This is a genomic window from Actinoallomurus sp. NPDC052308 (assembly GCF_040679195.1).
GTDB lineage: Bacteria > Actinomycetota > Actinomycetes > Streptosporangiales > Streptosporangiaceae > Actinoallomurus > Actinoallomurus liliacearum.
The window spans coordinates 865,185-880,849 of sequence record NZ_JBFAUM010000002.1 but is presented as its reverse complement, the minus strand read 5'-3'; the positions used below and the strand labels follow the sequence as shown (position 1 = coordinate 880,849).

20 protein-coding genes are annotated in these 15,665 nt (G+C 71.5%); 14 read left to right on the top strand and 6 right to left on the bottom strand.

Annotated elements, in window-relative coordinates; genetic code table 11:
• Nucleotides 1–47: 47 nt before the first annotated feature.
• Both AB0L00_RS10265 and AB0L00_RS10260 read left to right on the top strand, forming a co-directional pair.
• Entirely contained in the window at nucleotides 48–500 is a 453-nt protein-coding gene (locus tag AB0L00_RS10265; protein WP_345355574.1) for a hypothetical protein, read from the top strand.
• A 146-nt stretch (nucleotides 501–646) separates the two neighbouring features.
• Complete coding sequence (locus AB0L00_RS10260; RefSeq protein ID WP_364431046.1) at nucleotides 647–847, top strand: hypothetical protein; 201 nt, start codon at nucleotides 647–649, stop codon at nucleotides 845–847.
• A 90-nt stretch (nucleotides 848–937) separates the two neighbouring features.
• Here the strand turns inward: AB0L00_RS10260 and dtd are convergent, their stop codons facing one another.
• The gene (dtd, locus tag AB0L00_RS10255; RefSeq protein WP_364431044.1) at nucleotides 938–1,387 is read right to left on the bottom strand and encodes a D-aminoacyl-tRNA deacylase; all 450 of its coding nucleotides are present in this window, start codon (nucleotides 1,385–1,387) and stop codon (nucleotides 938–940) included.
• A 138-nt stretch (nucleotides 1,388–1,525) separates the two neighbouring features.
• Between dtd and AB0L00_RS10250 the strand changes: the two genes are divergently transcribed.
• From AB0L00_RS10250 to AB0L00_RS10240, 3 genes are all read left to right on the top strand, one after another.
• Nucleotides 1,526–2,803, top strand: coding sequence for a serine hydrolase domain-containing protein (locus tag AB0L00_RS10250; protein ID WP_364431041.1), 1,278 nt, complete (start codon nucleotides 1,526–1,528; stop codon nucleotides 2,801–2,803).
• Nucleotides 2,804–2,916: 113 nt separating this feature from the next.
• Nucleotides 2,917–3,747 carry a 3-keto-5-aminohexanoate cleavage protein gene (locus AB0L00_RS10245; RefSeq protein ID WP_364431038.1) on the top strand — a complete coding sequence of 277 codons (831 nt, stop codon included), beginning with the start codon at nucleotides 2,917–2,919 and terminating at the stop codon, nucleotides 3,745–3,747.
• 114 nt (nucleotides 3,748–3,861) lie between these two features.
• The gene (locus AB0L00_RS10240; RefSeq protein ID WP_364431035.1) at nucleotides 3,862–4,782 is read left to right on the top strand and encodes an asparaginase; all 921 of its coding nucleotides are present in this window, start codon (nucleotides 3,862–3,864) and stop codon (nucleotides 4,780–4,782) included.
• Between the two features lie 14 nt (nucleotides 4,783–4,796).
• Here AB0L00_RS10240 and AB0L00_RS10235 read toward each other — a convergent pair whose 3' ends face one another.
• Nucleotides 4,797–6,455 carry a DUF2207 domain-containing protein gene (locus AB0L00_RS10235; protein WP_364431032.1) on the bottom strand — a complete coding sequence of 553 codons (1,659 nt, stop codon included), beginning with the start codon at nucleotides 6,453–6,455 and terminating at the stop codon, nucleotides 4,797–4,799.
• 325 nt (nucleotides 6,456–6,780) lie between these two features.
• On the opposite strand from AB0L00_RS10235, the gene AB0L00_RS10230 reads away from it, so the two are divergent.
• Together AB0L00_RS10230 and AB0L00_RS10225 are read left to right on the top strand one after the other, a co-directional pair.
• A complete protein-coding gene (locus AB0L00_RS10230) occupies nucleotides 6,781–7,629 on the top strand; it encodes a neutral zinc metallopeptidase (RefSeq protein ID WP_364431029.1) in 849 nt (282 codons plus the stop codon).
• A 13-nt stretch (nucleotides 7,630–7,642) separates the two neighbouring features.
• Nucleotides 7,643–8,848: a neutral zinc metallopeptidase gene (locus tag AB0L00_RS10225; RefSeq protein ID WP_364431026.1), complete on the top strand. Its 1,206-nt coding sequence runs from the start codon at nucleotides 7,643–7,645 to the stop codon at nucleotides 8,846–8,848.
• A gap of 63 nt (nucleotides 8,849–8,911) precedes the next feature.
• Here the strand turns inward: AB0L00_RS10225 and AB0L00_RS10220 are convergent, their stop codons facing one another.
• Nucleotides 8,912–9,142, bottom strand: a complete 231-nt coding sequence (locus AB0L00_RS10220) for a hypothetical protein (RefSeq protein WP_364431024.1) — start codon at nucleotides 9,140–9,142, stop codon at nucleotides 8,912–8,914.
• Nucleotides 9,143–9,196: 54 nt separating this feature from the next.
• On the opposite strand from AB0L00_RS10220, the gene AB0L00_RS10215 reads away from it, so the two are divergent.
• Nucleotides 9,197–9,697 (top strand): hypothetical protein, encoded by a 501-nt coding sequence (locus AB0L00_RS10215; protein ID WP_364431021.1) that lies wholly within the window; start codon nucleotides 9,197–9,199, stop codon nucleotides 9,695–9,697.
• A gap of 81 nt (nucleotides 9,698–9,778) precedes the next feature.
• Nucleotides 9,779–9,973 carry a hypothetical protein gene (locus tag AB0L00_RS10210; RefSeq protein ID WP_364431018.1) on the top strand — a complete coding sequence of 65 codons (195 nt, stop codon included), beginning with the start codon at nucleotides 9,779–9,781 and terminating at the stop codon, nucleotides 9,971–9,973.
• Nucleotides 9,974–10,097: 124 nt separating this feature from the next.
• On the opposite strand, the gene AB0L00_RS10205 is transcribed toward AB0L00_RS10210, so the two are convergent.
• Together AB0L00_RS10205 and AB0L00_RS10200 are read right to left on the bottom strand one after the other, a co-directional pair.
• Nucleotides 10,098–10,907 carry an alpha/beta hydrolase gene (locus AB0L00_RS10205; protein WP_364431015.1) on the bottom strand — a complete coding sequence of 270 codons (810 nt, stop codon included), beginning with the start codon at nucleotides 10,905–10,907 and terminating at the stop codon, nucleotides 10,098–10,100.
• Nucleotides 10,908–10,939: 32 nt separating this feature from the next.
• Complete coding sequence (locus AB0L00_RS10200) at nucleotides 10,940–11,704, bottom strand: alpha/beta hydrolase (RefSeq protein WP_364431012.1); 765 nt, start codon at nucleotides 11,702–11,704, stop codon at nucleotides 10,940–10,942.
• A gap of 140 nt (nucleotides 11,705–11,844) precedes the next feature.
• On the opposite strand from AB0L00_RS10200, the gene AB0L00_RS10195 reads away from it, so the two are divergent.
• The 4 genes from AB0L00_RS10195 (at nucleotide 11,845) to AB0L00_RS10180 (ending at nucleotide 14,126) form a co-directional block, all read left to right on the top strand.
• Nucleotides 11,845–12,735 carry a LysR substrate-binding domain-containing protein gene (locus AB0L00_RS10195; RefSeq protein ID WP_364431010.1) on the top strand — a complete coding sequence of 297 codons (891 nt, stop codon included), beginning with the start codon at nucleotides 11,845–11,847 and terminating at the stop codon, nucleotides 12,733–12,735.
• 100 nt (nucleotides 12,736–12,835) lie between these two features.
• Nucleotides 12,836–13,222, top strand: coding sequence for a helix-turn-helix transcriptional regulator (locus tag AB0L00_RS10190; RefSeq protein ID WP_364431007.1), 387 nt, complete (start codon nucleotides 12,836–12,838; stop codon nucleotides 13,220–13,222).
• Nucleotides 13,223–13,230: 8 nt separating this feature from the next.
• Complete coding sequence (locus AB0L00_RS10185) at nucleotides 13,231–13,611, top strand: hypothetical protein (RefSeq protein WP_364431004.1); 381 nt, start codon at nucleotides 13,231–13,233, stop codon at nucleotides 13,609–13,611.
• Nucleotides 13,612–13,793: 182 nt separating this feature from the next.
• Entirely contained in the window at nucleotides 13,794–14,126 is a 333-nt protein-coding gene (locus AB0L00_RS10180; RefSeq protein WP_345355538.1) for a DUF2516 family protein, read from the top strand.
• An 18-nt stretch (nucleotides 14,127–14,144) separates the two neighbouring features.
• On the opposite strand, the gene AB0L00_RS10175 is transcribed toward AB0L00_RS10180, so the two are convergent.
• Complete coding sequence (locus AB0L00_RS10175; protein WP_364431001.1) at nucleotides 14,145–14,870, bottom strand: SGNH/GDSL hydrolase family protein; 726 nt, start codon at nucleotides 14,868–14,870, stop codon at nucleotides 14,145–14,147.
• Between the two features lie 49 nt (nucleotides 14,871–14,919).
• Here AB0L00_RS10175 and AB0L00_RS10170 point away from each other — a divergent pair, with 49 nt between their 5' ends.
• Nucleotides 14,920–15,645, top strand: a complete 726-nt coding sequence (locus AB0L00_RS10170; RefSeq protein WP_364430999.1) for an alanyl-tRNA editing protein — start codon at nucleotides 14,920–14,922, stop codon at nucleotides 15,643–15,645.
• The last annotated feature ends 20 nt before the right edge of the window (nucleotides 15,646–15,665 follow it).

Here is a 15,665-nt window from a genome sequence, read left to right as displayed (position 1 = left end):
TGGCAGGGTTTTCTCCGTCGGACGAGACCTCGACGAGGAAAGAGCACATGGGGCGACGGCGGCGGCGGGTGCGCGAGCCCGGCTACGTCTGGTGGATCGGGATCGGCGTGCTGCTGGTGGCCGCCGTGCTGCTGACGTCGTGGCGGCTGGCGCTCATCGGGCTGCTGTGCTGGTGCCTGTATGAGTTCTCGCTCGTGCCGACGGTGTGCCGGGTGATGACCCGGCAGGGGTTCGCCTGCCACGAGCCGATCCGGGGGCGCCTGTTCGCGTGCTCCGCCGCGCACCAGCAGGTGAAGAACGACGCCCTGTGGGGCGCGGTCCGGCTGCCGAACCCTTTCAAGCGGGAGTCCGCGCCCGACCCGAACCGCGACACGGGCGTCGTCGTCTACTCCCCGAGCGTCCGCGCCAAGCTGGCGGAGAACGACCGCAACCTCTTGGCGCTCGCCACCGTCGGCACGATCGTCGCGCTCGTCCTCGCCGTGACCGGCCTGAGCTCCTGAAGACCCTTTGCCCGAGTCCGTGGCACCAGTCCCGAAGTGGCGGGTGATCGCGACGGACGGACGGTGTACGGCAGATCCGGCCAACAAACGGCCGGTCGCCTCCCCGCATCGCGGGAGGAACAGCGCAGAGACTCCAGGAGATTCTGATGAAGTTCGTCGTGGTTCCCAAGGTTCCCGGGCACAACAGGACGGATGTCAAGCTCGGCGGCGAGGACCTCGTGGGCCTCAACCACACCCGCACGGGCACGCCCAGCAGCGTGGTGGGCCTGCAGGACAGCACCCGCCCCGGGTACGACGTGGAGGGCACCGTGATCGTCGAGGTCGTCGACCGGCGGCCGCGCGGCTGACCCGAACGCAGCCGGGCCGTCCATGTCGGCGGCTCGACCCCCACAACAAGGCCCTTCCCCACCTAGGGGAAGGGCCTTCCCGCGCCATGGTCAGGCCGGGACCTCCAGGATCAGGGTGATGGGGCCGTCGTTGAGGAGGGAGACCTTCATGTCGGCGCCGAAGACGCCGGTCTCGACGTGGGCGCCGAGGCGGCGCAGCTCGGCGACGACCTCGTCGACGAGGGGCTCGGCCACGGGGCCGGGGGCCGCCGCGATCCAGGACGGCCGCCGCCCCTTGCGCGTGTCACCGTAGAGGGTGAACTGGCTGATCACGAGCAGCGGCGCGCCCAGGTCGGAGCAGGACGCCTCCGGCGCGCCCTCCGTCGCGCCGTCGAAGACCCGCAGCCCCCAGAGCTTGGCCGCCAGCCTCTTCGCCTGCTCGGGGGTGTCATCGTGGGTCACGCCGACCAGGGCCAGCAGGCCCGGCCCCTCGATGGCGCCGACGACCTGACCCTCGACGGTCACGTCGGCCCGACTCACACGCTGAACGACCGCTCGCACGCCACCGCATTCTGCCGTACGCGGTCCCGCCGGCGCCCGGGCCCTCCGCCCGGACGCGACATTCTCCCGCCATCAAGATCGAATTGTCCTAAGGTGCGTTGTTGGCGCGATTCAGACATTCGATCTCAGGGGGACGGCGTGACGCAATTGACCAGGAGGAACTTCGGCAAGGCGGCCGCGCTCGCGGGGGCCGGCGCTGCGGCGCCGACGCTTCTGGCGGGATGCTCGGGAGGCTCCTCCGCCCGTACGGCGGCCGGGGCGGCGGCCACGCGAACCTGGAAGGTGACGGGCAAGGCGCTGGCGGGGCTCGGCGGCTTCGACGCGACGGTCAAGAGCTTCATGCAGGCGCGCAACATCCCGTGCGGACAGCTCGCCGTCGTCCGCAAAGGCAAGCTTGTGCTGTCCCGCGGCTACACCTGGAGCGCGGACGCGAGTCTGAAGACCCAGCCGACTTCGCTGTTCCGGATCGCCAGTATCAGTAAGCCGGTGACCGCGACGGCCGTGCTGCGGCTCGTCCAGGACGGCAAGCTCAAGCTGACCGACCGGGTCGCGACACTGCTCGGGCTGTCGACCGCGGCGGACCCACGGCTGAAGGACGTGACGGTGCTGCGGTTGCTCCAGCACCTCGGCGGCTGGGACCGGGCCATCTCGCCGGACCTGATGTTCCAAGACCTCGCGATCGCCAAGGCGCTCGGCGTCCCGCTGCCGATCAGCCAGGCCGACATCATGCGGTACGCCTCGGGCCGCAAACTCGACCACGCGCCCGGCACCACCTACGCCTACTCGAACTACGGGTTCATGCTCCTTGGGAGGATCATCGAGAAGGTCTCCGGGCTGAGCTACCGGAACTACGTGCAGTCGAAGGTGCTGACCCCCGGGACAATCGAAAGGATGCGCCTGGGGCGCACGCTCTACCGGACGAGCGGCGAGGTGCCCTACTACTCGACCTACACCGGCACGACCGTGTTCGACAACTCCGGGAAGAAGGTGTCCTACCCCTACGGCGGGTTCAATCTGGAGAACATGGACGCCCACGGCGGCTGGCTCGCCACGGCGATGGACCTCACCCGCTTCGCCGGCATCTACGACGGAGGGTCCATCCTGAACGCCGCCTCCATCAAGACCGCGTTCGCCAAGCCCGCAACCGGCGTCAACAGCGACGGCTGGTACTACGGGTGCGGCTGGATGGTGCGGCCCGTGGGCAGCGGGAAGATCAACACCTGGCACGACGGGAGCCTCGGCGGAACGAGCACCCTGCTGGTCCGCCGCTACGACGGGCTGACGTGGGCGGTGCTGTTCGACCAGCGGCAGGAGGGCAGCGCCCCCAGCTACTCCGACATCGACCCCGCCCTGCACAAGGCGGCGAACGCGGTGAAGACCTGGCCGACCGGCAACCTCACCTCGACCTACTTCTAGCCCTCGCGGCGGCCGCCCCCGAGCGTCCGAGCCGGGACACGCGGCCTTCCCCTGAGCTTCTTTGCTGAAGATTTTCTCGCCAAATGGGCTCTGGTCTTGAAATCATGCTGTCCATGGCCAGAACGCTGATAACAGTTGCGCCCACCGGAGCGGAGACCGACAAGGCCGACGCCCCGGCGCTGCCCGTCACGCTCGACGAGCTCGTCCAGACCGCGAAGGAGTGCGAGGCCGCGGGCGCCGCCGTCATCCACGTGCACATCCGGGACGCCGAGGCCCGGCCCACCCTCGACCTCGCGCGGCTGCGCGACACGGTCGCCGCCCTGCGCGCGAGCACGAACCTCATCGTGCAGCTGTCCACCGGCGGCGCGGTCACCGACCCGTACGAGCACCGGCTGCGGGTCCTCGACGCCGAGCCGGACGGCTGCTCGCTGACCTGCGGCACCGTGAACTTCGGCGACGACGTGTTCATGAACCCGTGGCCGTTCATGGTCGAGCTGTACCAGCGGACGCAGGAGCGTCAGGTCGTGCCCGAGTTCGAGCTGTTCGACCTCGGCCACATCGCGTCCCTGCACCGGCTGCTGGACAAGTACGGCGCGCCGTACGGGGGACACGTGCACTGCGACCTGGTCATGGGCGTGCCGGGCGGGATGCCGGGGGACGCCCGGACGCTGGTCGCGGCGGTCGAGGCGCTGCCCTCCGGGGCCACGTGGTCGGCGACCGGGATCGGCCGGACGAGCCTGCCGGTGATGTACGCGGCGCTGGCGGCCGGGGGGCATCTGCGGGTGGGCATGGAGGATACGCTGACCTACGCCAAGGGACGACCGGTGACGGCCAACGCCGAGCTCGTGGAGCGTGCGGCGACCTTGGCGCGGATCGCCCAGCGTGACCCGATGCCGGCCGACGAGGCGCGGTCGTTCCTGGGCGTGAAGCCGCGCCAGAGCTGACGCCGTCCGCCCCGGAGCCCGACCGAGACCACGCCGCAGCCGTCCGCCCCGAGAGCACGCGACCGCCCGTCCCCAGAGCGTCCCAGCCGACCGCCGACCCCCCGAAGAGAGAGCATGCACCCCGTCCTCGTCGAAGTGGAACGTTCCGGATTCGTGGAGTCCCGGCACCGGGGATCGGTGGCCGCGCTCGCCGTCGACGGCTCACCGGCGGTGACCGTCGGGTCCCCGGACGAGCCGGTCTTCCCCCGGTCGGCTAACAAGCCGATGCAGGCGGTCGCGATGGCGCGCAGCGGGCTCGCCCTCGAGGACGAGCTGCTCGCGCTGTCGTCGGCCAGCCACTCCGGTGAGGACTTCCACGTCGAGGGCGCCCGCAAGATCCTCGCCGACGCCGGGCTCACCCCGGACGCCCTTCAGTGCCCGCCGCAGTGGCCGCTCGACCTGGAGGTCGCCGTCCGGACCGAGAAGTCGCGGCTGCGGATGAACTGCTCGGGCAAGCACGCCGCGATGCTCGCCACCTGCGTCGTGAACGGCTGGCCGACGGAGTCGTACCTGCACGTCGACCACCCCCTGCAGGTGGCGGTCCGGGAGACGGTCGAGGAGCTCACCGGAGAGCGGGTGGCCGCGACCGGCGTGGACGGGTGCGGCGCGCCGCTGTTCGCCGTCTCGCTGACCGGCGTGGCGCGGGCGCTGCGCGCGATCGTGACCGCCGAGCCGGGCACCCCGGAGCGGCGCCTGGCGGACGCGATGCGCGCCCACCCGGAGTGGACCTCCGGCACCCACCGCGACGAGCGCCGCCTCATGGCCGCCGTGCCGGGCCTGCTGGTCAAGTGCGGGGCCGAGGGCGTCGACGCGTTCGCGCTCGCGGACGGGCGCGCCGGCGCCATCAAGATCGACGATGGGTCGATGCGGGCCCGTACGCCGGTGACCGTGGCGACGCTGCGCGCCCTCGGCGCGGAGGTCCCCGACGAACTGGCCACCGTCCCCCTGTACGGCGGCGACGTGATCGTCGGCGAGATCCGCGCGGTCGGTCTCTGACGGCCTCCGGGGCCTCAGGAGAGGCTGCGGAACTGCCGGGAGGCGGAGATCGCTCCTGAGGTGGCGAGGGTGAAGCTGCGGATCGACTCGGCGAAGTTCGACAGGTCCCACTCGGCCGGTCCCTCGTACCAGTAGAGGTTGTCCGAGGGACCGCTGTTGCCCGCGCCGACGTCGGCCACCGTCTCCGCCCAGCGCGGGACGACGTCGAACACCACCGCGTACGGCAGGTAGTGCGAGAACAGCGCCACGCGGTGACCGGCGGGCGCGTCCGGGACCTCGCCGCGGAACAGGTGCGCCCGGAACCCGAGCGTGTGCGCCAGCACGGTCGCGCCGCGCGTCGTCTTGGCCGGCATGTACTGGCCGCCGACGGCTAGCGCGGCGCCGGCGATGATCAAGGCCAGGCCGATGAGGGCGAGGTTCGTGTAGACGGCCAGCACGATCGTGCCGACCACGCCCAGGCCGGCCAGGACCATGCCGATGGTCGTCCAGCGGGTCCGCTCGGAGTCCGGCCGGCGGGTGAACCAGCCCTGCCGGACGACGTCCTCGTACAGGGCACCGCGCACCGCCGCGAGCTGGTCGGCGAAGGTGCCGCCGAGCTCGGACAGCGCCACCACGTCGCGCCCGGTGAACAGGGCGTCGTACAGGATCCGCTCGTACGGCAGCAGGTCGTCCGGCGCGCGCCGCAGGCGGCGCAACTGCCAGTCGATGCGGCCGTACGTCTCGCGGGGCAGCTCCTCGATCAGGAGGTAGCCGCGCACCGCCAGGTCGATGATGGTCGCGGTGACGTCGACGACGTCGGCCTGCTCGTCGATGAGCGTGCCGATCTGGCCCGGCCGCACGCCGTCCGGCGGGGCGAACCCCGTCGAGTCGAGGGGCGCCTGATCTCCTTCGGCGGCCTTCTTGTTGACGATGCGCGCGTCCCTGCCCCGGGTGACGTAGAGGAGGGCGACCCCGCCGAGCAGGAGGACGAGCAGGCCGAGAAGCGTGCCGCCGGTGAGCCCGTTGACGGTGAAGGCGGTGGTGACGGTGTGCCGCTGCTCGATGATCGGCTCGCCCTTGGTCGTGCCGGCCGGGTAACCGATCATGACCGTGACGTACTCGCCGGGCTGGAGTTCCTCCTGCCGGAAGTCCGCCTGGGTGTGGGTGTGGTTCGTGAAGAACTGGGTGCAGCCGACCGTGCTCGACAGGTCGCCGGCGAAGCAGTTCAGGTTCTGCACGACCGCGCTGGACTCGACGGTCACCCGGGTCTGCCCGACCGGGACGTGCCAGCCGCCCGCGGCGACCCAGTCGAGCTGCTCGCCGCTCCGCTGCGCTGTGATCGCGCCCTTGACCGTGTAGGAGAGCTGCGCGGTCCGCTGCCCGGCGCCGCCGCCTCCGGAGACCCGGAGGATCGCGCGGTCGCCCTGGTTCTGGAGCGTGCCGCCCTTGAGGTCGCCGACGTCGTACCGGCGGTCCTGCCGGTCGTCGAGGTGCTTGCGGCGGATGAGGGTGCGCGCGGGGGCGGCCCCCTTGTAGGTGACCGTCTCCTTGACCTGGAGGGACCCGTCGGGCGCGACCGTGATCGCGACGGTGTCCTTGACGATCTGCGCGGAGGCCGCCGACGCGGGAGCCGCGCCGGTGAGGAGTCCGGCGGCGACGAGGGGGGCGATCAGGAGCCGCGTGCGAACCAGCATGGCCGCACAGCGTACCGGTGAAGTGCGGCCCCCTGCGTGACCTGCGGCACTGACGGTTCGTGTGAAAGGTCGGAAACGCTCCTGTGAAGTGATCGCCGTTTTCGGTGATATGGGATGATTCTCGACGCGGTCGCCCCTCCCGCGCGGAGCCCGGCGTGCCCGGTCTCAGGGGGAGGAACGGACGACAGTGGTCAGTCCCTATCGGCGGCGTCCGCCGGGCGGCCCGGAGCCGTATGGCCCGCCGTCCCGGTTGTGGCGTCGGCCGGCACGGGACCTCGGTTACCTGCCACCACGCCGCCCGCCCCGGCGGCGGAGCACGGCCGGCATGGTCGTCGGCGTTCTCGGCGGCGTCGCCGCGCTGTGCGTGGTCGCGATCGTCGGTTACTCGCTGGCCGGTCCGGGGCATCCCGCGGCGGGCATCGGCACCGCCGACGGTGCCACGCGCGCCGGCAGCAGGCAGGCCGCGCTCGCCGGACCGCTGTACCGCAGCGGTCCGCTCGACCCGGTCGACTGCGCGCTGCCGCGGATCCGGGAGCACGACGAGGAGTCGATGCGGGCGTTCCTGGACCGGCTGTCGGACTGCCTGGACGAGGCGTGGCAACGGCAGTTCGCCAAGGCGGCCGTGCCGGGGTTCGCCGCGCCGCACCGGATCTTCTGGAGCGTGTCGGGCACCAGCCCGTGCGGGTCCTACCCGGCCCCCGGCGCGGCGGCGTTCTACTGCCCGGCGAACGACACGCTGTACGTCGGCCTCGACGACGTCGTGGAGACGGCGGGCGGCGAACCGGTCTCGCACTACGGCGTGTACGCCCGGGTGATCGCGCACGAGTACGGCCACCACGTCCAGGAGGACGCGGGGATCCTCGAGTACGGCCACGCGCTGATGGCGGCCTCGGCCGCCGCCACGAGCCACGAGGTCAGCCGCCGCATCGAGTTGCAGGCGCAGTGCTTCGCCGGCGCGTTCCTGTCGGCCGAGCGCGACAGCCTCCCGATGACCTCCGAGCAGTACGAGGCGGTCCTCGCCGACGCGCGGGCGCGCGGCGACGTGGACCAGCCGGCCGACCGGGGCGACCACGGCTCCGAAGCGAACTACGCGGGCTGGGTGGCCCGCGGCTACACGCAGCGCGTCCTGTCGTCCTGCAACACGTGGACGGCTGCCCCCTCGGACGTTTCCTGACAGGAGGAGAGTGATGGCTGGACCCGGCTCATGGGGGCCCCCGCCCCGGGGTCACGGCCAGGGCTACGGCGGCCCCCAGGGGCACGGCGCCCCGCAGGGCTACGGCGGCCCCCAGGGGCACGGCGCCCCGCAGGGCTACGGCGGTTCCCAGGGGTACGGCGGCCCGCAGGGTTACGGCGCACCTCAGGGTTACGGCGCACCTCAGGGCCACGGCGCGCCCCAGGGTTACGGCCGGCCGCCCGCCCACGGTCCCGGATACGGCCCGCAGGGCCCGCCGCCCAGGCCGCCGTACGGTCCAGGGCACGGCCGCCCGCCCTACGCCGCTCCCGGATACGGGTACGCGCCGCCGCGCCGGCGGAAGAGCGGCGGGGGCGTGCGCGTGATCGGGGTGCTCGGCCTGCTCGCGATCGTCGGGGTCGGCGGCTCGATGGCGCTGAAGCTGATCGCCAGGCCGGGGTACACACCGGTCCGGCCGCCGGTCAGCGCGCCCACCGCCCCGTCCCAGAACGCCGCCGACAGCCCGCTGTACAAGGTCGGCCGGCTGCCCGCCGACGGCTGCCGGGGACGGCAGATCACCCAGGGCGACCCGGCGTCGTTCCGGGCCTTCCTCAACGAGACCACCGACTGCCTGGACAAGGCGTGGGGGAAGGGCTTCGCCGGCGCGGGCCTGAAGTTCACCGCGCCGACGCGGGTCTTCTGGTCGACGTCGGGGTCGAGCCCCTGCGGCACCTACCCGTCGCCGGGCGTCGCCGCGTTCTACTGCCCGAGCAACGCCTCGATCTACATCGGCGTGACCGACGCGCAGAAGGCGGCCGGGGGGATGCCCGTGCGCTACAACGTGGCGTACGCCCGGGAGGTCGCGCACGAGTACGGCCACGCGATCCAGGACCAGACCGGGATCCTCGACTACAGCCAGCGGGCGCGAACCGAGGCGACGAGCACCCTGGCCCGCAACGCCGTGACCAAGCGGAGCGAGCTGCAGGCGCAGTGCCTGTCCGGCGTGTTCATGAGCTCGGTGCGCGGGACCTTCCCCGTGACGCCCGAGCAGTGGGCGGTGGCGCTGCGCGACTCGTACGAGCGCGGGGACGACGGGCGCCCGGTCGAGCAGCGGGACCACGGCACGGACGCGCACTACCGCGGCTGGGTCCAGCTCGGGTACACCCACGGCACGACGTCGACCTGCAACACCTGGGCGGCCTCGCCCGGCTCGGTGGACTGAGCGCGACGCCCTCGCCGCCGGGCCTGTACGGGCCCGGCGGCAGTGGTGAGACGGGGCGCGGCGTCAGCGCGCCTGGTCGAGGTGCTCGGCGACCTTGGCGGTCAGCAGCGCGGGGTTCTCGGCCGGCAGCCCGTGCCCGGCGGGGACGCGCAGCAGGGTGGCCTGGGGGATGCGATCGGCCAGGTCCTGCTGGTGGTACGGGGGGGACGATGCGGTCGTCGGCGCCCGCCGTGCGTCTTGGTCATTTCTTTGCCGAGGCTTGCGAACGATCTTTGCGGGCAAGGCATCAGACACCTTGAAATGATCTTGAGCGCCTGTGGCGCTCACTCGTCTCTCGGGGAGTGCACTGTGGAATCGAAGACCCGCCGCCGGGTTCGTACCCTCATCGTCGCCGGTGCGGTCGCCGGCGGTCTGGCCACGGCGGCCGTGCCCGCCGTAGCGGCCACCGCCACTGGCGGCTCGACCAGTGTGGCGAGCGTCTGCGCGAAGGCCCACGGCAAGTACGCGCCTCGCCTGGTCGCGCACTACAAGATCACCGGCGGGGACGAGTCCGTGCACGGTGTTCCGGGCGGCACGCTCCAGGTCTGGGCTTCGGATTCGTGCCAGACGATCTGGGTCAAGACCGTGAAGCTGAAGAAGTACTCCAACCGGCCGCTCTTCACCGTCGCCGCCATCTCCTTCTCGGACAAGCCGCACCACAAGGTGACCAAGCGTGCCGAGAAGACGACACGTTCCAGCGTGGAGACCCCGGCCGTGCACAACCCCTCCACCCGCTCCGGCACGTTCCGGGTCGAAGGCGGATTCGTGGGCCCGTACCAGTTCGACTCGGTTCACACCTACCGATACTGAGCACCCGAACACGAGGGTCGGCGCCTCGAACGCCGCCTCGACGAGCTTCTGACAGTCACCATCTCCAGGGAGGAAACACAGATGAAGATGAAGATGCTCACGGCCATGACGGTCGCGGGGGCCGCGGGCGCGATCGCCTTGGGAGCAGCATCACCCGCTTCCGCTATCACGGTCTACCCGACGAAGGCGGCGTGCCAGAAGGTGGTCGATCATCAGAAGTTCGGGAAGTGCGAGTACAAGAACGCCATGAGCGGATGGGTCATCGTGCAGGCCTGATGGCCTTTCTGGCGTAGACCATCGCCGATGTCATCGGTGATGGCCATGGGGCTCGGCGAAGACGTCTCGCCGAGCCCCCGGCTCTTCGTCGGGCCCGCGTCGGGCCCGGCGGCAGTGGTGAATGTCAGCGCGCCTGGTCGAGGTGCTCGGCGACCTTGGCGGTCAGCAGCGCGGGGTTCTCGGCCGGGAGGCCGTGCCCGGCGGGGACGCGCAGCAGGGTGGCCTGGGGGATGCGGTCGGCCAGGTCCTGCTGGTGGTACGGCGGGACGATGCGGTCGTCGGCGCTCGAGATGACCAACGTCGGGGCGGCGATGTGCGGCAGGAACTCGGTGACGTCGATGGTCATGTTCGCCTCGGACTGGCGGGCCACCCCCTCACGGGCGCCGTCGAGCAGGTCGGTGAACGCGGCCGCCGCCTGGTCGAACTCGGCCTGCCCCCAGGTGCGGAGCGTCTCCTTGCCGATGGCGGTCAGCAGGAGCAGCCGCGCCATCGCGGCGGGGTCCTCGAGCACCAGCCGCTTCCACAGCTCGAACTGGAACACCATCTGCGGGTCGGCCTTCACCCATCCCGCATGGGCGGTCAGGGAGCGGACCAGGTCGGGGTGGAGACCCGCGGTGGCCGTCGCCACGACGGCGCCGAGCGAGTGCCCGACGAGGTGGAAGTCCTCGAGACCGGCGTCCCGGGCCGCCGCCACGACGTGGGCGACCAGGTCCCGGATCGTGATCGGGCCGCCGGGGTCGCGAGTGTCGCCGGAGCCGGGCAGGTCCGGCGCCACGATCGTGTACCGGTCGCCGAGAGCCTCGATGAGCGGCCCCCAGTTGGCCTGGCCGCTCGCTCCGGTGCCGTGCACGAGCACCAGCCCCGGTCCGGTTCCGGTGACGAAGTAGTTGGCCTTGCTGATACCGCCGGTGACGGGGACGTCGACGATGGGCACGATGCTCTCCTTTGAAGGGGGGATCCGGGGGACTAGCGCAGGGCCGCGCGCAGCGCGCGGGTGAAACGCTCGGCCTGGTCCTGCTGCGACATGTGGCCGGCGCCTTCGATGACCGTCAGGCGGGCGCCGGGGATCAGGCTCGCGCACTCCTCGGGGATGAAGAGCGGGACCTCGGTGTCCAGCTCGCCGTGCAGGAAGTGGGCGGGCACGCGCACCTGGTCCAGGCGGGCCCGGGGGTCGTAGCCGGCCTGGTCGACGACGAGCTGGTCGATGAGGAAGGTCGAGTCCAGGAGCTGGCGGACCGTCCAGTCGATCATGGCGGCACTGGCCCCGGGGCGGTACCAGTGCGGAACGAAGTCGGCGAGGGTGCCCGCCCGGTCGGCGCGCAGGTCCACCAGCAGCTTGTCCATCGCCTCCCGCATCCCGGAGAAGTGGTGGACGCCGGCGTCGACCGGGATGATCGCGCCGATCCTGTCGGGGGCGGCCAGGGCCGCCTCGATGGTGAACGCTCCCGCGATCGAGGAGCCGATCAGCACCGGCTGCTCCAGCGCCAGGACATCGACGAACTCCAGGACGTCGCGGGTGACGTCCGCGATGGTGTAGCCGGTGGCCGGCCGGTCCGAGCGGCCGCAGCCCCGCCAGTCGACGGTGATCACCCGGTGGTCGGTCATCAGGTCGGCCGCCTGGGCGTCCCACACCCGGCCGCTGGTGCCCCAGCCGTGCAGGAACACCAGGGGACGGCCGGCGCCGAGGTCCTGGTAGTAGAGCCGGGTCCCGTTGACGGTCGCGTAAGCCATCGTCGTCTTCCTCTCGCCGCGGTCCCGTTCCCAGGGCCGCCCGTTGAGCTGCGCTGACGTGAACGATTTCAGCGGAGATCCCGGCGCCGACCAATGAGCAGCCCGCTCTTAGACTGATCAAGGATCGTGATGAATGGGCGGTGGGTGTGGAGCTCCGGCAGGTTCGGTACTTCGTGGCGGTGGCCGAGGAACTGCACTTCGGGCGGGCCGCCGACCGGCTGCACATCGTGCAGCCGACCGTCAGCCAGCAGGTCCGGCGGCTGGAGCGCGAGTTCGGGCTGGACCTGTTCGACCGCACCACGCGGAACGTGACGCTGACCGCCGCGGGGCGGGCCTTCCTGCCGCACGCCCGCGCCATCCTGGGGGCCGAGTTCGCGGCGACCGAGGCGATGGCCGCCCTGCGGGAGGAGCAGGAGTCGACCTTGCGGCTCGGCACCACCGTCGGGCTGGGCAGCCGCCTGGACGCCCTGCTGACCGCGCTCACCGAACGGGCGCCGCGGCTGATGGTGGAGCTGGTCAGCGCGGCTTCGGCGGCCCGGCTCCAGCGGGTGCGCGATGGGGACCTGGACGCCGCCTTCATCCGGGGCCCCGACCACGGGCCGGGCCTGGAGCTCCTCCCGCTCTGGAGCGATGACCTGGTCGCGGCCCTGCCCGCGCGGCATCCCCTGGCCGCCGAGAAGGAGGTCGCGCTCGCCGACCTGGCCGACCTGCCGTTGCGGATCGTGCCCCGGGAGGCGAACCCGCACCTCGTCGACACGGTCGTCGGCGCCTGCCGGGCGGCCGGCTTCGAACCGATCATGGGCCCGGCCTTCACCACCGACCAGGACACGCTCGCCGCCATCGCCTCCGGCAGGCCGAGCTGGACGGTCTACTACGCGGCCCAGGCCGAGATCCAGCCCGCTCCCCGCGTTTCGTTCCGGCGCTTCACGGCGCCCGCCCCGGGCGTCCAGACCTACCTGGCCGTACGCCCCGGGCCGCCGTCCCGCCGCCTCGCCGCGCTCCTGGACGCCTGCATCGAAGTCGAGCGGTGACGGCCGGCCGAGACGCGTCACATCGCGATGTGACTCGACTCACGCCGAAGTGCTTGCAAGTCTGCTTGCAATAGCAAGCAGAGAGGCGCACAGTGGAGACATGGCGACTTCCAAAGTCGGCTCCATTGGGGAGTACATCCGAGAGCAGCGCAAGCGGGCCAAGGTCTCGCTGCGCCAGCTGGCCGAGGCCACGGGCGTTTCCAACCCGTACCTCAGCCAGATCGAGCGTGGGCTGCGCAAGCCGAGCGCGGAGATCCTGCAGCAGATCGCCAAGGGCCTGCGCATCTCCGCCGAAGCCCTGTACGTGCAAGCAGGGATCCTCGACGAGCGAGAGTCCGACACGGACGTCCAGGCCGCCATCCGGGCGGACATGAGCCTGTCGGAGCGCCAGAAGCAGGTCTTGCTCGACATCTACGAGTCGTTCCGCCGGGAAGGGGAGCCCGGCGGAGAAGCCGCCACCGAAGCGACCCCATCGACTGAAGGGTGAATCCAGACATGCCGAACATCACCGAGAAGCTGCGCGAGTCAAAGGCCTTCTACGTCGCGGCCGGTGCCGGCGACCTCGCGGTCGAGAAGATCCGCGAGATGCCGAAGAAGATCGACAAGGACCTGGGCGGCGCCGCCCTGTCCTACGTCACCCAGGTCGGCGGCCGCGCCGCCGAGGTCATGGACGAGCTGGCCGAGCGCGGCAAGAAGATCGTGGGCCGCGTGGAGCGTCAGAAGTCCACGCAGGAGCTCGAGCAGCGGGCCAAGGCGACCGTCCGCAAGGCCCGGTCGACCACCGGCACCGCCAAGGACACCGCCGCCTCCGCTCGGGACACCGCGAAGGCGGCCGGCAAGGCCGCGACCGACGCCTCCAAGAAGGTCGGCAACTGATCTTCGGAGCGCGTCCGAGGACGCACCGGGAGCCCGGGCGGACCATCCGCCCGGGCTCCCGCGCTTTCCGTCCGCACGCACCATCGGCAGGACCCCGGCGGAACACATACGCTGGGCCCGTACGTGATGACAAGTGATGACGCGGCGCTCGTACGACGCCGCCCCGCTACAGGGGGTCGATCGTGCTCGAACCAGCCCAGAGTTTCGTCGGGATCTTGTTCTGGGTCGTGGCCATCGCCGCTTTCATAGTTGAGATCTGGGCGTTCGCCGACGCCGTACGACGGCCGGCGGGGGCCTACTCGGCGGCCGGCAAGCTCACGAAGCAGCTCTGGCTGATCATCCTCGGCGTCGCGCTGCTGTTCGGCCTGGCCGGTGCGGTCCGCTTCGTCTCGATCATTCAGATGCTGCCGGTGATCGGCTTCATCGCCGCCGCGGTCTACCTCGCCGACGTCCGGCCCGCCGTGCGGCAGTACGGCCGGGGCGGCTCCTCCTCCGGCCCGTACGGCCCCTGGTGATCGTCGGCCGCCGGGCCGTCACGGCTTGGTGAGCTTGAGTTTCTTCAGGTCGGCGACGAGACACTCGGCGATGTGCCGGGCGCCCGCCACGGTCGGGTGGGTGCCGTCGGACAGGATGTACTGCGGCGCGTTGCCGGTGCCCTTCTTACGGTCACCGGTGATCCACTCTTCCTGCAGCGGGTCGATGAACGGCACCTTCGTCTCCTGAGCGGCCGCCGCCATGGCGTCCCGGATCTCCAGGACCTCCTGCGGCGGCTCGCCGCCGCCCCACATCGGGCCGATGAGCAGGAGCCGCGAGGTGCTCCAGCGCTGCCGGACGGTGTCCATCAGCCCCAGGGCCGCCGCGCCGACGTCCTGCGCCGGACGCCGCCGGTCGTTGTGACCACCCGAGATGATCACCAGGTCGGGAGCCGGCCGCCAGGCGAGCTGGTCGGTGAACAACTGCGCGAAGTCCTTGCCGATCTGTCCCTTGGCGATGAAGCCGGTCTGCCGGTACCCGCCGAGGATGACCTGCCATCCCAGCAGCCGGGCGGTCTCGGCGGCGTACGTCTGCTCCGGCTGCTGCCCGAGCTTGCCGGTCGTGTAGCTGTCCCCGAGGAACATGACGACGGGGGTGCGCGACGCCTGCCGCTTCGGCGTGCGGGCCGAGCTCTCCGCCCGCGCCCGGCGCTCCGAGCCGCCGCACGCCGTCAGCGCGAGCAGCACGCCGGCCGCGGCGAGGCAACGAAGGGCGCGTCGTCTCATCCCGCTCCTTGGGTCAGCGCCCTGGGGCGGGCGTTCTAGGCTGCACTTCATGACGACACACCGGACGCGGCGGCTTGAGCTGACCGACCAGACGCTGCGCGAGTGGGAAGCGGTCGTGCTCGACTCGGGACCCGGGGGGATCGTCCTCGACCGATCGGCATTTTATCCGGGTGGCGGCGGACAACCGCCGGATCACGGAGTTCTGCTGTGGCAGGGCGTGCAGACCCGGATCGTCGGCGCCCGCAAGGGTGACGAGCTCTACCTGCTCCCCGACGAGAACGACCCGCTGCCTCCCGCCGGCACGGCCGTGCGCGGGGCCGTCGAGGACGACCGCCGTACGAGCCTCATGCGGACCCACTCCGGCCTGCACGTTCTGTGCGGTGTCGTCTTCCGCGACTACGGCTGCCTCGTCACGGGCGGCAACATGGAGCCCGGTGTCGCGCGGATGGACTTCAACCTCCCCGAGGTCCCGCCCGGCTTCAAAGAGGCCGTGGAGGCCGCCTGCAACGCGGAGATCGCCGCGGATCGGCGCATCGACGTGAAGGCACTGCCGCGTGCGGAGGCGTTCGCGATCCCCGACATCATCCGGACGGCCACCAACCTGGTGCCGCCGGAGGTGGAGGAGGTCCGCATCGTCGACATCGTCGGGCTCGACACCCAGGCCGACGGCGGTACCCACGTCGCCTCCACCCGCCAGATCGGCCGCCTCCAGGTCGCCAAGATCGAGAACAAGGGCCGCGGCTTCCGCCGCGTCCGTATCAAGATCGTCGACTGAGCGCGCCGCGAGGCCGCCGC

Bases quoted from the DNA above. Each gene is read 5' to 3' on its own strand.
- AB0L00_RS10265 (WP_345355574.1), top strand. From the start codon at position 48: ATGGGGCGACGGCGGCGGCGGGTGCGCGAGCCCGGCTACGTCTGGTGG.
- AB0L00_RS10260 (WP_364431046.1), top strand. From the start codon at position 647: ATGAAGTTCGTCGTGGTTCCCAAGGTTCCCGGGCACAACAGGACGGAT.
- AB0L00_RS10245 (WP_364431038.1), top strand. From the start codon at position 2,917: ATGGCCAGAACGCTGATAACAGTTGCGCCCACCGGAGCGGAGACCGAC.
- AB0L00_RS10240 (WP_364431035.1), top strand. From the start codon at position 3,862: ATGCACCCCGTCCTCGTCGAAGTGGAACGTTCCGGATTCGTGGAGTCC.
- AB0L00_RS10235 (WP_364431032.1), bottom strand. From the start codon at position 6,455: ATGCTGGTTCGCACGCGGCTCCTGATCGCCCCCCTCGTCGCCGCCGGA.
- AB0L00_RS10230 (WP_364431029.1), top strand. From the start codon at position 6,781: ATGGTCGTCGGCGTTCTCGGCGGCGTCGCCGCGCTGTGCGTGGTCGCG.
- AB0L00_RS10225 (WP_364431026.1), top strand. From the start codon at position 7,643: ATGGCTGGACCCGGCTCATGGGGGCCCCCGCCCCGGGGTCACGGCCAG.
- AB0L00_RS10210 (WP_364431018.1), top strand. From the start codon at position 9,779: ATGAAGATGAAGATGCTCACGGCCATGACGGTCGCGGGGGCCGCGGGC.
- AB0L00_RS10200 (WP_364431012.1), bottom strand. From the start codon at position 11,704: ATGGCTTACGCGACCGTCAACGGGACCCGGCTCTACTACCAGGACCTC.
- AB0L00_RS10190 (WP_364431007.1), top strand. From the start codon at position 12,836: ATGGCGACTTCCAAAGTCGGCTCCATTGGGGAGTACATCCGAGAGCAG.
- AB0L00_RS10185 (WP_364431004.1), top strand. From the start codon at position 13,231: ATGCCGAACATCACCGAGAAGCTGCGCGAGTCAAAGGCCTTCTACGTC.
- AB0L00_RS10175 (WP_364431001.1), bottom strand. From the start codon at position 14,870: ATGAGACGACGCGCCCTTCGTTGCCTCGCCGCGGCCGGCGTGCTGCTC.
- AB0L00_RS10170 (WP_364430999.1), top strand. From the start codon at position 14,920: ATGACGACACACCGGACGCGGCGGCTTGAGCTGACCGACCAGACGCTG.